Origin of the sequence: Bacillus sp. FSL R5-0286, from assembly GCF_038593245.1 — a bacterium.
GTDB lineage: Bacteria > Bacillota > Bacilli > Bacillales > Bacillaceae > Bacillus > Bacillus altitudinis.
The window spans coordinates 2,392,021-2,408,095 of sequence record NZ_CP151977.1 but is presented as its reverse complement, the minus strand read 5'-3'; the positions used below and the strand labels follow the sequence as shown (position 1 = coordinate 2,408,095).

Genomic DNA, 16,075 nt, shown 5'->3' with positions numbered 1-16,075 from the left:
GACTATGTCGTCAATATGGAGAATTACAAATATACCACCCTCCTAATGTATGATTTAGGTGGTGGTTTTTCTATGTCCCATTTGACTAGGTAACATGTATACATGAGTGGTATGATAGACGACAACATCTCATGAGAGAAAGGATAGGATAAACGATGAACTTTCACAATAAAACAGTTGTCATCACTGGCGCAGCCAATGGAATTGGTGAGTCGATCGCGTATGGCTATGCGAAAGAAGGGGCGCGTGTTGTGCTTGCGGATATTGACGAAGAGAAGGGCAAGCGCTTGGAAGATCAGCTGAAAAAGGAGTCCTTTGAGGCTTTTTTTAAAAAGACGGATGTGAAACAAGAGAAGGATATTCAAGACATCATGTCGGCTGCTGTGGCTCGTTATCAAACGATCGATATTCTCATCAATAATGCAGGGGTTATGTGTACAAAATCGCCTTATGAGCTAACGGTTGATGAGTTTGATCATGTGCTACATACAAACCTACGAGGTGCTTTTTTATGTGCAAGGGAAGCGGCACGTTATATCAAAGAGAATCCAAACGGCGGTTCCATTGTGAATATTTCATCTACCCGTGCGACCATGTCAGAGCCTCATACAGAAGCGTATGCTGCATCAAAAGGCGGGATATCAGCACTTACTCATGCGCTGGCTGCTTCTTTTAGTCAGGATCACATAACAGTAAACAGCATTTCCCCTGGATGGATTGAAACGAAGGATGAGAAAAGCCTGCGAGAAATTGACCATCAGCAGCACCTTTCCAATCGAGTAGGAACGCCAAAGGATATTGTCAAAGCTTGTTTTTATTTAACGGATGAAGACAATCAATTTGTGACTGGAACCGATTTGGTTGTTGATGGCGGCATGACTAGAAAAATGATTTATGCGGATTAACATGAAAAAACATTGACGTCTTGACGGAGGCGCAGTACAATATAGAACAATTCAGCTGAAGATCGTGATGAAAAAAAGATAAAGCGCAAATAGAGAAGAGTATGTAATGGCTGCCTCACACAGAGAACTCCGTGAAGCTGAGAAGGAGCTGGGAAGCGTTACAGAACCAAGCCTCTTAGCTCTGCACCGGATTCATTGTGATGGTGGTGCAGCGGCATTCTCCCGTTATAGAGAAGGGTTAGCGATAACCTGCTAAGGTTCATCTGGTAACAGGTGAATGAACTGAGGTGGCAACGCGGAGTCAATCCCGTCCTCAAGACAGAAATGTCTTGGGGGCGGGATTTTTTTATGACAAAAAGGAGGGCACCACGATGAAAAAACATTGGCGGGATATGAGCATGTTACTTGGAGCGATTGGTATTGCGAACATAGGAGAATGGATTTATATAATTGCTCTCCATCTGCTGATTTTTCAGGAAACGGGCTCCGTTCTTGCTGTAACAGCCGTCTATATGTTAAGACCTGTCTCGGCTCTTTTAACAAATAGCTGGTCTGGTAGTTTAATAGATAGACTGAATCAGCGGAATGTCATGATCAGTCTAGATCTATGCCGGGCCATTCTGATTGCTTGTTTACCCTTTGCCTTATTTTCAGGCCACTTATTGATCGTATATGTGATGCTATTTCTCATTCATATGGCACAAGCCATGTTTCATCCAGCTTCGATGGTGTATATGACAGCACTAATCCCGGCGGATAAACGAAAACGGTTTAATGCCATTCGATCTTTGCTTCAGTCTGGTGGATTTTTACTCGGACCCGCCGTAGCAGGGTTGCTTTTTCTCATTGGTACACCAGTCCTTTCAATTTATGTAAATGCAATCTGCCTTTTGATATCTGCTGTTTTGACGATGTGTTTACCGATTTTGTCAAAAGCAGCCGGGGCACAAAAGGGCTTTTCTCTCTCGGTATTAAAGGAAGATGCAAAACTTGTATTTCGTTTCAGTCTCACATCCAGGCAAGTGATGGCCGTGTATTTATTATTTAGTGCCGCCATCACAGTGCTGCCGACTGCCATTGACTCACTTGAAGCAGCTTTTGCAAAGGAAGTGCTGATGTTGACCAATACCGAATATGGGTTTCTTGTCAGTGTAGCTGGAGCAGGGATTATCGCAGGGGCATGTCTCAATACGGTCATTGTCGAAAGGCTGCCTATTTCAGTGATGCTTGGTGCGGGGAGTTTGTTTGTGGCTTTTGGATACTTGATCTATGCTTTTTCAAGCACATTGACTGTCGCAGCAGCTGGCTTCTTTGTTCTCGCTTTCTTTTTAGCATTTGCAAACACCGGTTTTATGACTTTTTATCAAACGAATATCCCGGTAGAGGTTATGGGGAGAGTGGCAAGTTTTTATGCGTTATGTGAAGCTGTTCTGACGATGATGATGACAGGAATATGCGGCGCATTGGCGCATGTTTTATCGATACGTACTTCTGTCATGATTGGCTGCCTATGTATGCTTCTTATTTGTCTGTTGCTATGTTTTGTCATTTTTCGTCCATTGACTGTCAAAAAAATAGTGCATCTTACTTAGAAAATTAAAAAAATTATGTTATCATTATTTAAGTAAGTTAATTAAATTGATGAGAAAAGGAGTCTTACAAATGAAAGCACTACGCTGGCACGATCAAAAGGACATTCGACTAGAGGAAATTGACGAACCAACAGTTGCTCCAGGAAAAGTGAAACTGAAAGTAAAATGGTGCGGCATTTGTGGTAGTGATTTACATGAATATTTAGGCGGACCGATCTTCATTCCTGTGAATGAACCTCATCCACTTACAAAAGAAAAAGCACCCATTACACTGGGACACGAGTTCTCTGGTGAAATTGTAGAAGTTGGAGAAGGCGTGAGTAATTACAAAGTAGGCGATCGAGTGGTTGTTGAACCTATTTTTGCAACTCACGGGCACCAAGGTGCTTACAACTTAGATGAAAACATGGGCTTCTTAGGACTTGCTGGTGGCGGCGGAGGATTCTCTGAATATGTATCTGTCGATGAAGAATTACTTCATTTGTTACCAGACGAAATTTCATATGAGCAAGGTGCACTTGTTGAACCTTCTGCAGTTGCTTTATATGCGGTTCGTTCTAGTAAAGTGCAAGCTGGGGATACAGCAGCTGTGTTTGGCTGTGGACCAATCGGTTTACTTGTCATTGAAGCATTAAAAGCAGCTGGTGCTACTGACATTTATGCAGTGGAATTATCAAAAGAGCGCCAAGAAAAAGCAAAAGAACTTGGAGCGATCATTGTAGATCCTTCTCAGTATGAAGATGTTGTTCAAGAAATCGCACGCCGTACAAATGGTGGAGTCGATGTTTCTTTTGAAGTGACAGGTGTACCTGTTGTATTGAAGCAAGCAATCCAATCAACTAGAATTTCAGGTGAGACAGTCATTGTAAGCATTTGGGAAAAAGGCGCAGAAATTATGCCGAATGACATTGTCATTAAAGAACGTACAGTCAAAGGAATCATCGGCTACAGAGATGTTTTCCCATCTGTATTAAACTTAATGAGAAAAGGCTATTTCTCTGCAGATACACTCGTCACGAAGAAAATCAAGCTGGACGATGTGATCGAAGATGGCTTCCATGCATTAATCAATGAAAAAGATCAAGTGAAAATTTTAGTCAGTGCTGAATAAGTAGGACGATAAAGAGAATGGCAGATGCCGTTCTCTTTTTTTAACGTCCAAGAGATTTTCCGTACACGCTGACTCGTTTCTCTAACAAAGCAAAAGCGAGTTCAAAGAAAATACTAAGCATCCAATAGATCAAAGCAGAGACAAGATACGTTTCTAAAAATTTGTAGCCGTCATTTGCAATGATGCGAGAGATCCCCATGATTTCCAGTACACCAATTGTAAACGAAAGGGATGTGGCTTTTAACAGCTGAATGAGCTGATTCCCTAGGTTTGGCAGGGCAACCACAAACGCTTGCGGTAAAATAATGCGCATCATCGCCTGTCTGGTGGTCATGCCAACGATTTTCGCCGCTTCAAGCTGCCCTCTGTCTACCGCAAGGAGTGCGCTGCGGACCACTTCTGTTAAATGTGCGGCTGAATGCAGGCTGAAGGTGATAAGGGCAACGGTAAGCGGGGAGACCATATCCGGGTGAAAGGTCAACCCAAAAGTGCTATTCATTTTGGTCAGAACAAATGGAATGCCATAAAAGAAAGCAAACAACTGAACAATGAGAGGTGTTCCTCTAAAAAATGAGACATAGAGCGTGACCAGCTGGCGGAGCACAGGGATACGAAAGAGGCGAATGAAAGCAAAAATAGATCCAATCAAAAGGCTCACAGCCATAGAAACAAGTGCAATCAATAAGGTAAAGGGAACGCCTTTTAGAATATGTGGTATTTGGTCAATCGCAAATGATATATCAATGGTTTGCATCAAATCGCCTCCTTAGCGTGACAGGCTGGTGCGGCCTTTCACAAATTTTCTTTCCAGTAGCATCGTGATCAGTTCAATACTGATGCAAATCAGCCAATACACAATTGCAATGATGACGTACACTTCAAACATCCCTATCCCGTAGTTATTACCTAGTATGATTTTGACCTGTCCCATCATATCAATGAGTCCGATTGTAAATGCAATGGCGGTATCTTTCACGAGATCAATGGTGTAATTTCCGAGGTTCGGAAGTGCAATGAGAAAGGCTTGCGGAATAATGATCCTCATTAATGCCTGCGTATCTGTCATCCCAACAATGTAAGCTGCTTCAAGCTGATCTTTCCCAACAGAGGAATATGCACTGCGAAAGACTTCAGATAAATAAGCGCCCGTATGTAACGAGAATGTGATCATCACAAATAACACACGATCCCAATGATTGATTTGAATTCCCGCCATGAGTAAAAGCTGAGGCAGGCCAAAATAAATGAGGAATAACTGAACAATGAGCGGTGTACTTCGTGTAAATGACAAATAAATGACCGCCAATTGTTTCAGCACTGGAATTTGTTTGATTCGAATGCAAGCAAACAGCAATCCGATGATGATGGCAAAAAACAATGACACCACAATCATCAGAAATGTGAGTGGCAGGCGATCAACCACCTGTAAAAAGATTCTTAACCAATCTCCAGCTGTAAACGTCATGGCGCTTCCTTCCTTTCTTCATATTGATAGCCTTGCTCTGATATATAGTCAATATCTTGAAAGAAATCAACGCCAAACCATTTCTTCGCAAGGTCAGGTAATGTTCCGTCTTCTATCATCTCTTGTGTCACTCGGTCCAATTGTGATGCTAGTTTCTTTTGACTAGGCTGTAAGACAAGATAAATAGGTTCCTTTGAGACAATGCCGCCCACTTTGACTTTCAGGTGAAGATGTTTTTGAATCGTATCAAAGGTCGAAATATTCATAAAAGCCGCATCGGACCGTCCACTTTCGACTCGTTTTAAATTGAGTTCGTTTGAAGGGCTTTCAATGGTCGTGAGCGGAATTTTCCGATCATTTTCTTCATTATATTGATTTAATATGGAACGAAGGCCGCCGCTAGGACTGACGGGAGCGAGCTTTTTTGATGTCATATCGTCTAGAGATTCAATATCTTGCTCTGATTCATTTACAATTAAACCTGTCATCGAATAGCCGTATGGAACCTTAGGATAAAGAAAGCGTTTTTCACGTTCAGGATTACTAAAAAACCAATTAGCCGCCATTTCAAATTTCCCAGCGCCGATCCCAATTAAATTGGATTCTTCCTCGCCAAAGATATAATCAAAATGAATGTGTGGCAAACGTTTCTCGACTTCATTTAAATAATCGATGTTATAGCCAATCGGCTCGTTGCGGTCATTTGTGGCTAAAAAAGGCGGATTGACTTCTGCGCTTAGTGCGACTTTGACAATTTGTCTGCCATCATCTGTTGTCGTTTTCACACTGCTGCAGCCAATGAGAGAGAGGAGAAACAGAAGGATACTAGCGGCGGTGAATAAAGTCTTGCGCTTCATCTGTCTTCCTCCAATCCTTGCCACATCCCGCGATGAATTCTTGATAAAAATTGTTTCGTCCGTTCATGCTGAGGCTTCATCAGGACGTCTTCTGGTGAGCCTTTTTCAACGATTTCCCCATCTGCCATAAAGATCACTGTATCCGCTACATCTTTTGCAAACGAGATTTCATGCGTCACAATGACCATCGTCATGCCTTGGCTCGCAATATCTTTCATCATTTCAAGGATTTCTCCGACCATCTCTGGGTCTAGTGCGGACGTTGGTTCATCAAACAAAAGCACCGCAGGATTCATGGCAAGAGCACGGGCAATCCCAATCCGCTGCTGTTGACCGCCGGATAATTCACTTGGAAACGCATCTTTTTTATGAAGCAGCCCAATTCGCGTTAACAATTGCTCTCCGATTTTTTCCGCCTCTTTTTTAGACATGTTTTGAGACACAATCAATCCTTCTGTGATGTTTTCAAGTGCTCGTTTATTTTGAAACAAGTGATAATGCTGAAACACCATAGACGATTGCTGTCTGAGTTTTAGAAGATCTTTTTTTCGATATTGTTCAAATTGAATCGTGGCTTCTCCAACTGTCAGCGTTCCTTTGTCTGGGATATCAAGGCTGTTTAAACTGCGGAGAAGGGTTGTTTTTCCTGATCCGCTCGGTCCAATAATGGCGACCACTTCACCTTCTTGTACGGTGAAATCAATTCCTTTTAACACATGAGTTGACCCATAGGATTTATGTAGATTAGTAGCAGAAATCATAAAAGCATCACGTTCCTTTGACATATGTACTTAATATTGATAAAATTTAACACATTAAATCCTATAAGTAAAGTGTGTTTTAATAATACCTATTGGATAAATCGGATATGATAGATTGCGAGAAACAGAGGAGTTGGATACGTTTTGTCTAAAGCATTATTTGTCGATACAGATTTTCAAAAAAATTGGCTAAATCAACTAGAATCCCTTCGTGAAACGATCGAACAATCTGCAAAAGAACATGATGAGGGTGCCTATTTTCCTAAACAGAATATCGAATCATTAGTAGAACTGGGCTATACAACGTTGTCTCTGCCTGTTGAGTACGGGGGCGGGGGTCAATCTGTAAAGGATATGGTCCTTTTTCAAGAAACACTAGGAAGTATGGATGGAGCAACTGCCTTATCGATCGGCTGGCACCAAGGAGTTGTTGGTGAAATTTATGAAAAGAAACTATGGAATGAGAAGCAGCTGCAATTTTTTGCTGAAGAAATCAAAAATGGGGCTCTTGTGAACCGGGCCGTCAGTGAAGCGCAAACAGGGAGTCCAACAAGAGGAGGCAAACCTGGAACAACTGCAACGAGATCAGGAGATCAATGGGTGATCAGTGGCAGGAAAACATTCACAACGATGTCACCAGCACTCACATATTTTCTCGTCGGTGTATGGATCGAAGAAAAAGAAGCGATGGGCTTCTTCTTAATTCACCGTAATACAAAAGGTGTTTCTATAGAAGAAACGTGGGATGTTGTTGGCATGAGAGGAACAGAGAGCCATGATTTAATTCTAGATCATGTGGAAGTTCCAGATGACATGTTGGTTGAAGTGCAAAAAGGACCTCGGGGCGGTACGTTAAACCCTTGGATCGCACATATTCCTTCCTGCTATTTAGGGATTGCACAAGCGGCAAGAGACTATGCTGTTCAGTATGCCATCACCCATTCACCGAACAGTATTAGCGGAACGATTAGCGAACTGCCAAATATCCAAACACTGATTGGCGAAATTGATTTACTACTAAAGCAAGCACGCCATGTCATCTATTCAACGACAACATTATATGAGCAGCCAGAGAAAAGAGAGCTGTTAATCAATGAATTCGGTGCTGTGAAGCATACAGTCGTTAATGATAGTCTGCAAGTGGTCGATAAAGCCATGCGTTTAGTCGGTGCAAAAAGCTTAAGCCTTAGCTGCCCGCTTCAACGTTACTATCGAGACATTCGTGCTGGGCTTCATAACCCACCAATGGACGATATGACGATTTCGAAAATTGCAAAGCAAGCGATTGAAGAGAAAAAATTGAACGTACAATAAACAGAAAGCCGGATAAAACCGGCTTTTTTTATTGAAAAAGAGGACGAGCGGCTCTTATTTCTGATCAGTCAGCATGCTACAATCGATTGCAATCATGAGCAAAGAGGGTGATTGTTTGCAAAAAAAGAAGATGAAATGGCTGATTGCTGGCGTGATGCTTGCAGTACTTTGTATGAGCAAGCCTGCATCAAGTGAAGGAACATCTCCAAAATGGTCCGTCGATGAATTCATGAAAGAGCGGGAAGGCACATTTGTGATTCAAGAAGTAAAAGAAAAATCACCATGGGTGTATAACAAAAAAAGAGCGAACAAGCGCTTTGCACCACAATCAACGTTTAAAATAGCAAATGCCTTAATCGGACTTCAAACTGGCGCAGTTAAAGATGAATATGACATTAAATATTGGGACGGGGTAAAAAGAGAGATTGATAACTGGAATAAGGACCATACACTGGGCTCTGGCATGAGAGATTCAGTCGTCTGGTATTATCAAGCCATGGCACGTGATATCGGGGAAGAACGCATGAGCCATTGGATAAAAGCCATTCATTATGGGAATCAAGACATATCTGGCGGAATCGATCAATTTTGGCTAAGCAGTACGTTGCGCATTTCACCAGTAGAACAAGTCCATTTCCTTAAACAGCTATATGAAGAAAGTCTCCCATTTGACCTATCTGTTATGAGAACCGTCAAGCGAATGATGATACAAGAAGAAGAGAAACACGCCACGCTATACGGAAAAACAGGCTCCGGATCAGGAATCGGCTGGTACGCAGGCTTCATTAAATATGAAAACAAAACCTACATCTTCACCGCAAATATAGAAGGCACCGGACTAGAAGCAAAAGAAATCACCTATCGTATTTTGAAAAAATATCATTTGGTAGAAGCATCCGTTTAGGATGCTTTTTTTATGAGTGAATTTGGGGATATATTGATAAAAAGATGATACTTGGGTTAGTTTGAAAGAATGATATATTTTTAGAAAAATATTGAAACGTTATCTCAAATATATTATGATATATGACGTATTGTTACAAATGTTACAAATATATGATAAGGAGATTAATATGAATCTAAAAAGAAAAGTCAATTGGAAAAGAAATATTGCAGCGCTTCTAGCCTTTGTGATGCTTATATCAATGTTACCTTCTGACATTTTTGCAGAAGAACATGTAGAAAATACAAAATCAAGTCATAACAACATGCCAGAAACAGACGATTCAAAAACCCTTGAAATAGCAGGGATTGATGAAGCTGAAATTGGAAAAGACGGAGAAGTTCTTTCGGAAAGAACAGCCAATAGCAAACTTTTCTATGAAGGAGAGGGAGTATTTACGCAAGAAGTATATCCTGACCCCATTCATATAAAAGAGTCACCAGATGCTGAGTGGGAGGACATCTCTCCAGAGTTAAAAGCAACTTCGAAAAAAGAAATAGAAACGGAAAATGCAAGGTTAGATTCAACCTTTCAAAAACAAATGAAGAAAGGGCTCTATGCTACATTCGAACACAAGAAGCATCAAATTGAATTTTCAATTTTAAAAGCTTCAGGAACAAACAAATCAGAAATTCGTTCCAAAGATGCCTCTGCACAATTTAAAGAGAACACCAACGAACTTACATACGAAGAGGTATTTCCACATATTGATTTGCGATCATTTACTTTTAATGAAAATATCAAAGAAGATATTGTACTCAAACGATATGATGGCTACAATTCTTTTACATTTAAAATAAAGACAGATCTAACTGGAGAAATTGAGGAAGATGGTTCTATTAGATTTTTTGATCAGAAAAAACAGACCATTTTTCAAGTTCCAAAACCGTTTATGACCGATTCAAATCTAGATGAAAAGTCAGGCGAAGTGGCTAGATCAGAAGATGTGAGCTTTGAATTGCAAAAAGAAGATGATGGCTATTTACTTCGTGTAACTGCTGATGAGAAATGGCTCAAGGATCCTGAACGAGTTTATCCTGTGTCTATCGATCCATCGACTTCTTTATCTGTTTCATCAGACACATTCATTATGAGTGCATACCCAACAACAAACTATTCAACATCTACGCAAAAATGGGATGCTAATCTGAAAAGTTATGTCCTGAAAACCGGTTATTATGATAAAACAACTGGTACAAACTACGCGTTCATGAAGTTTAATTCATTCAAACCGATTCAAAATATGAATGTAACAAAAGCGACACTCAAAACGTATGTTGCTCATTCATATTACGGGACGAAAGCAACTGGTCTTTGGCTTGATACAGTGAATGCCAACTATGATCATACAAAGCTAACATGGAACAATAAACCAAGTTCTAAAAACATCGGTAAGGCCAACGTATATAAAGGACAATGGGCGAGTTATGATGTGACATCGACCATCAAAGCTTGGAATAGCGGAACAGCTAACTATGGCTTTAAATTACATGCTAATGGAAATGGACAAGATCATTGGAAAAAAATAATCTCATCAACAAACTCAACCAAAAAACCAGTCATTGAAGTCACGTATACGATTCCACAGGCAAATGCACCAACTGTAAAAGGTTTTAGTAATGGAAATGGGACAGGTTACTTAAACTTAAGTTGGAAAAAGGTGTCTGGCGCAAAAGGTTATAAAGTGTGGCTATATAACGGAAAAGAATATGAAGCCATTTCAGTTGGGAATGTGGCATCATGGAGTACAAAAGGAAAGAATATTTGGCCGACAGCAAGCGAGATTGCAGCTAAGAAATATAAACTTCATTTAGATGGAAAAGGGGGGACAGAATTAGCAGTTGATCCTTCCCCGGTTTACAAAAACTCAGGTGGTAATTATGCGACAAGCAAAAATTATTGGGTAGCTGTAAGTGCGATTTTTGACCAAGGTGAAGGCGCAATGTCAGCAAAAGTAAAACCTGTCGTGCCGAATGTGGCTAGAGCGAAAGCACCTAGTACAAAAGGATTCAATAATAATAACGCAACAGGTTACTTTGATCTTTCTTGGACTTCAGTTTCCGGTGCGACCGGTTATAAAATACAAATGTTTAATGGGAAAAGCTATGAGACATTGGATCTTGGGAATCAAACATCATGGTCAACAAAAGGAAAAAAAGTATGGCCAACAGCTGCTGAGATTAAAGCAGGTAAATTTGCATTGCACCTCCAAGATGGAAAAGGGGCTGAGCTTCCAATTCATCCTGGTGCGACTTATAAAAATGCTGGAGGAGATGCGGCTCAAAAACATTATTCCTTCAGAGTGATTGCCTACAATAAAGATGGAGAAGCTATTGCTTCACCGCCATCTGGACCTACTTTACCTGATCTATCTAGACCGAAAGCTTTATCTGGGTATGCTTATACGAATACGAAAGAGAGCCAAACAGGTTATATCAATTTACATTGGGACAAAGTAAAAAATGCAAAAGGATATAAAATTAACATCTATAATGGTAAGGCATATCAATCATTTGATGTTGGTGATGTCGATCATTGGACAACACAAAATAAGAATATTTGGCCGACTCCTACTGAAGTTAAAAGTGGGAAATATGTGCTTCATACAGATGGTAAAGGCGGGGAATTAGCGCTAGACCCATCACCAGTTTATGAAAATGCGAATGGAAATTATAAAGGACGCAAGAACTACACCTTTACCCTTTCTGCTTACGATGCAAATGGAGAAACCATTCCGACACCAGCCTTTAACCCGACATTCCATGAAGGTGCCGAATTCCTTGGGACAGAGGATTACTGGTCGATTATTGATATACCAGACGGCCAGCTGAATGGTGCAACTGGTAATGTGATTGTCAGTGAAGAAGAAATGTCGATTGATGGAAGAGGACCAGGACTTGGAATTGGTCGAACTTACAACAGTTTAGATGCAGCTGACCACCTGTTTGGACAAGGGTGGTACGCAGATGTAGAAACTAGTATCACGCCAACAAAAGAAGGTGCCATCTATCTTGATGAGGATGCTACAACTCATATTTTTACAAAAAAAGCAGATGGTACGTATCAACCACCAACAGGTATTTTCCTTGAATTAACGGAATCAAAAGATGAATACATGTTAAAAACGAAGGATCAAACCTTTGCACACTTTAGTAAAAATGGTGGGAAAATCACCAAGATTGTAGATGGACATAAAAATACAACGACATACAAATATAACGAAAACAATCAGCTCACTTCAATGGAAGATGCATCTGGACGAAAAATAACAATGGAATATGATGAAGATGGTCATATCATCTCGGTCCAAGGACCAAAAGGAAAAAAGCTTTCATATGAGTATGATGCAGGCTTCCTAAGAAAAGTCATTGATTCTGATGGAACGAGTATCTCATATGAATATGACAAAGAAGGAAAATTGATTAAACAATTCTCTCAAAACAGCACAGAAGATCAGCCTGTTTTTACAGAATACCAATATGAAAATCACCGTTTAGTCAAAGCGATCAATGCAAAAAAAGAAACCTTTGAGTATGCATATGATATGTCTAAAAAGACACTCATGCTGACGCAGCCAAACGGCCGGAAAATACAGTATACGTATAATGAAGCGGCCAACCCGATTCAAGTTGTAGATGATGCGGAAGGGCTTAAAATTACTACTAAAACGAAATATGAAGGCAACCAAATCGTAGAAGAAACTGATCCCAATGATGTAGAAAAAGGAAAAGCTACAGAAAGCTATTCGTATGACAAAAATGGCAACGTCATTCAGGCGAAAGATGCTTATGGGACGGAAACCTACGAGTATAACAAAAACAATGATGTTACTAAAGTGAAAGATACAGAAGGAGATATTACAGATATCGCCTACGATGGATTAGATGCTGTATCTGAAACGGATCAAAGTGGAAATATGTCTTCAGCAAGTATTTATGATTCGTACGGGAATTTGGTACAAACGAGTAAAGAACTTGCTGCAGGTGCGAGTATATTGAAAAATGGCAGTTTTGAAGATACGCTAACTGGCTGGAAGCTTACAGCATCTAAGGATGATGGGAAATTAGCGCAAACAGCTGAAAAAAGTGGTCCGTTATCTGGCGGCAGAGTATTAGAGGTCAGTTCACAGTCGACAACTGAAGGAACAGAACTTGGCTATTCTTCTGCTACTCAAGAAGTGACACTAGAGCCAAATACGACGTATACACTTAGTGGGAAAATAAAGACAGAGCTAACGAAAGCAAGAGCATTTTTTAACATCGATTTAAGAGATACAAACAACAAACGAATTCAATGGATCAGTAACGGTTACAGTACATTATCAGGCAAAAACGATTGGACAAAACGCCAAGTCACGTTTACGACGCCATCTCATGCAGGCAAAGCTGTGATCTATATGGAAGTGGATCATCGAGATAAGGCTGGAAAAGGAAAAGCCTGGTTCGATGAGATTCAGCTAGAAAAAGGCGAAGTTTCATCAAGTTATAATCCAGTCAAAAATAATTCCTTTACGGATAAAACAACAAGCTGGAGCGGAACAGGTGGTTCATTAGATAATGAAGAAGGCTTTAACGATGACGTTTCGTTAAAAATGACCAGAACCACTTCATCTCAAGCGAATGTCATCTATAAACAATCTGTACCAATTGAACAAAGTGCAAATGATCAATCTGTGTATGTCACATTGACTGGGATGTCTAAGGCTGAAAATGTCAAAGCCTCAAATGAAAATGATTACTCACTTCAAGCGTCCGTCACGTATACAGATGGCACAACAGGAACATTTAATGCGAAATTCCCAACCGGTTCACAGGAGTGGAACCGAGCGGCGGTTGTCATACCAAAAACAAAACCATTGAAAAAAGTCGACGTTCAGATTGTTTTCCAAAAAAGCGCGACTGGAATGGTTTGGTTTGACGATATCCGTCTAGTAGAAGGTAGTCTTTTAACGAGAACCACTTACGACGAAAAAGGGAACTATGCAGTTAAAGAAGAGGATGAGCTTGGTTACTCATCTCAATCTGCTTTCGACGAAACAGGCAAAAAACTTTCTGAAACAGATGCGAAAGGCGAAAAAACAACATTTGAATATGACCAGGCTGATCAGCTGAAGAAAATCACTTTATCTAATGGGACATCCATTGTGAGAACGTATGATAAAGAGGGCAATGAACAGTCGAAAACCATTCGTGCAGAGTCAGATCAGACGTATCAATTCGAATACGACCTAATGGGCAAATTGACAAAAACCATTGATCCATTAGGGAATGTGTTGAAAAGTGAATATGATGCGAATAGCAACTTAATCAAAACGATTTCTGCTAATGGACATGAAGTGTCTCTCACGTATGATGGAACAGACCGAGTGAAATCAAAATCATACAATGGAACAGAAAAATATAACTTTAGCTATGATAAAAACGGAAACGAAACAACGGTTGTCAACAAAGAACAAAATACAACCAAAAATCGAACGTTTGACCAACAAAACCGTATTACAAAATTAACGGAGCGAGGCAGCAGCCAAACTTGGACGTATCCAGCCGATTCAGACAAACTGAAATCCTTTGAGTGGACACACGGAAATCAAAAAGGGACGAACCAATTCAGTTACAATAAGCTTGATCAAATGACGCAGATGAAGGATTCAAATTCTACGTATTCGTTTGATTATGATGAAAATGGAAATGTTCAGTCCTTTATTACAGGTAACGGCAGTGGTGCTAGCTTTGCTTATGATGAGCGCAACTTAATCAATGATTTGCACATTGGAACAAGCCAAGGCACGACGATCTTAAACGAAGCTTACGAATATGATCAAAATGGAAACAGAATAACGGTTGATCAAGGAAGCAACGGGAAGATTCGTTATGAATATGGAAAATTAGATCAATTGATCAAAGAAACTCATCCAGATGGCACGGTCATTGAGTACACATATGACGGGTTTGGAAACAGAAAAACCGTCACGACTGAACAAAATGGCACTAAAAAAACAATCAACGCATCATTCAACATCATGAACCAACTGACAAAGGTAAATGATGAGACTTTAACTTATGACAAAAATGGCAACCGAACGTCTGACGGACAATTCCTTTATGAATGGGATGCAGAAGATAACATAACGGCCATTACGAAAAAAGGGGAAGACAACCCATTTGTCACTTACAAATATGATGAGCGTGGATACAGAATTCAAAAAACAGTGAATGGAAAAGTAACAAATTACTTTTATGACGGCGATAGTCTGAATGTTTTATACGAAACAGATGGAGACAACGAAGTCACAAAAACATACACATACGGTGAGAGTGGACAACTCCTTGCATTCACGCAAAATGGAAACAAATATTTCTATCACTACAATGCACACGGTGATGTCATAGCCATCACAAATAGTGCAGGAAAAATCGTTGCTGAGTACGAATACGATACATGGGGCGTTCCAACAAAAGTAAAAGAAGATGAAGAAGTAAAAGGAAACCCATATCGCTATGCTGGTTACCGCTTCGACGAAGAAACAGGACTTTACTATTTAATTGCACGCTACTATGAACCGAAAAATGGCGTATTCCTATCACTTGACCCAGACCCAGGAAGCGATGGAGATTCACTAGATCAAAACGGATATACCTATGGAAACAACAATCCAGTCATGAATGTGGACCCGGATGGTCATTGGGTATGGTATGTTGTGAATGCAGGATTTGCGGTATATGATGGATACAAAGCTTATAAATCAGGTAAAGGCTGGCGGGGTGTAGCTAAAGCTGCAGCAATAGGTTTAGTCGGAAGCGCTGTGGTTAAAGGTGCAAAAATAGCTTATAAGGCGTATCGTCTTAAGAGAGTGCATAAGGCACCGGCGCATGTTAAAAAAGTAGCAAAACATATTTCCTCTAAAGGAGGAGCAGCACCGAAAGGATATAAAGGTGGTCGCACATATCACAACAAACCTAAGAAAAAAAGACATTGGAAGCTACCTAGAAACACAACATATAGAGAATATGATGTAAAACCAAAGATTAAAGGTATAAATAGAGGTAATGAGAGAATTGTGTATGGAAGTAATGGGAAGATGTATTATACTAAAAATCATTATAAGTCATTTAAAAGAATAAGGTGAA

General features: G+C 40.2%; 10 protein-coding genes and 1 other annotated feature. Of the genes, 6 read left to right on the top strand and 4 right to left on the bottom strand.

Translation table 11 applies throughout. From position 1 onward, the window contains the following. Window positions 1-155: 155 nt before the first annotated feature. The 3 genes from NST24_RS12395 to NST24_RS12385 all read left to right on the top strand — a co-directional run bounded on the left by NST24_RS12395 (window position 156) and on the right by NST24_RS12385 (window position 3,608). A complete protein-coding gene (locus tag NST24_RS12395) occupies window positions 156-905 on the top strand; it encodes a glucose 1-dehydrogenase (protein ID WP_025207689.1) in 750 nt (249 codons plus the stop codon). 77 nt (window positions 906-982) lie between these two features. Beyond that, window positions 983-1,223, top strand: a binding site (T-box leader). A gap of 53 nt (window positions 1,224-1,276) precedes the next feature. After that, window positions 1,277-2,497 (top strand): MFS transporter, encoded by a 1,221-nt coding sequence (locus tag NST24_RS12390; protein WP_024718351.1) that lies wholly within the window; start codon window positions 1,277-1,279, stop codon window positions 2,495-2,497. A 70-nt stretch (window positions 2,498-2,567) separates the two neighbouring features. Then, complete coding sequence (locus NST24_RS12385; RefSeq protein WP_008342621.1) at window positions 2,568-3,608, top strand: 2,3-butanediol dehydrogenase; 1,041 nt, start codon at window positions 2,568-2,570, stop codon at window positions 3,606-3,608. A gap of 40 nt (window positions 3,609-3,648) precedes the next feature. On the opposite strand, the gene NST24_RS12380 is transcribed toward NST24_RS12385, so the two are convergent. From NST24_RS12380 to NST24_RS12365, 4 genes are read right to left on the bottom strand one after another with little or no spacing between them, the layout of a single operon-like run. Continuing rightward, the gene (locus tag NST24_RS12380; protein WP_056705375.1) at window positions 3,649-4,362 is read right to left on the bottom strand and encodes an amino acid ABC transporter permease; all 714 of its coding nucleotides are present in this window, start codon (window positions 4,360-4,362) and stop codon (window positions 3,649-3,651) included. A 12-nt stretch (window positions 4,363-4,374) separates the two neighbouring features. Continuing rightward, entirely contained in the window at window positions 4,375-5,073 is a 699-nt protein-coding gene (locus NST24_RS12375; protein WP_008342617.1) for an amino acid ABC transporter permease, read from the bottom strand. Then, window positions 5,070-5,930, bottom strand: a complete 861-nt coding sequence (locus NST24_RS12370; protein ID WP_342461837.1) for an amino acid ABC transporter substrate-binding protein — start codon at window positions 5,928-5,930, stop codon at window positions 5,070-5,072. Before NST24_RS12370 ends, NST24_RS12375 begins: the two co-directional genes overlap by 4 nt. Further along, a complete protein-coding gene (locus NST24_RS12365; protein ID WP_008342612.1) occupies window positions 5,927-6,715 on the bottom strand; it encodes an amino acid ABC transporter ATP-binding protein in 789 nt (262 codons plus the stop codon). The genes NST24_RS12370 and NST24_RS12365 overlap by 4 nt, the downstream gene beginning before the upstream one ends. A 120-nt stretch (window positions 6,716-6,835) precedes the next feature. Here NST24_RS12365 and NST24_RS12360 point away from each other — a divergent pair, with 120 nt between their 5' ends. The 3 genes from NST24_RS12360 (at window position 6,836) to NST24_RS12350 (ending at window position 16,074) form a co-directional block, all read left to right on the top strand. Beyond that, complete coding sequence (locus NST24_RS12360; protein WP_342461836.1) at window positions 6,836-8,005, top strand: acyl-CoA dehydrogenase family protein; 1,170 nt, start codon at window positions 6,836-6,838, stop codon at window positions 8,003-8,005. A 115-nt stretch (window positions 8,006-8,120) separates the two neighbouring features. Then, window positions 8,121-8,909 carry a BPU family class D beta-lactamase gene (gene blaBPU, locus NST24_RS12355; RefSeq protein ID WP_342461835.1) on the top strand — a complete coding sequence of 263 codons (789 nt, stop codon included), beginning with the start codon at window positions 8,121-8,123 and terminating at the stop codon, window positions 8,907-8,909. 169 nt (window positions 8,910-9,078) lie between these two features. Next, window positions 9,079-16,074: a DNRLRE domain-containing protein gene (locus NST24_RS12350; protein ID WP_342461834.1), complete on the top strand. Its 6,996-nt coding sequence runs from the start codon at window positions 9,079-9,081 to the stop codon at window positions 16,072-16,074. The last annotated feature ends 1 nt before the right edge of the window (window position 16,075 follow it).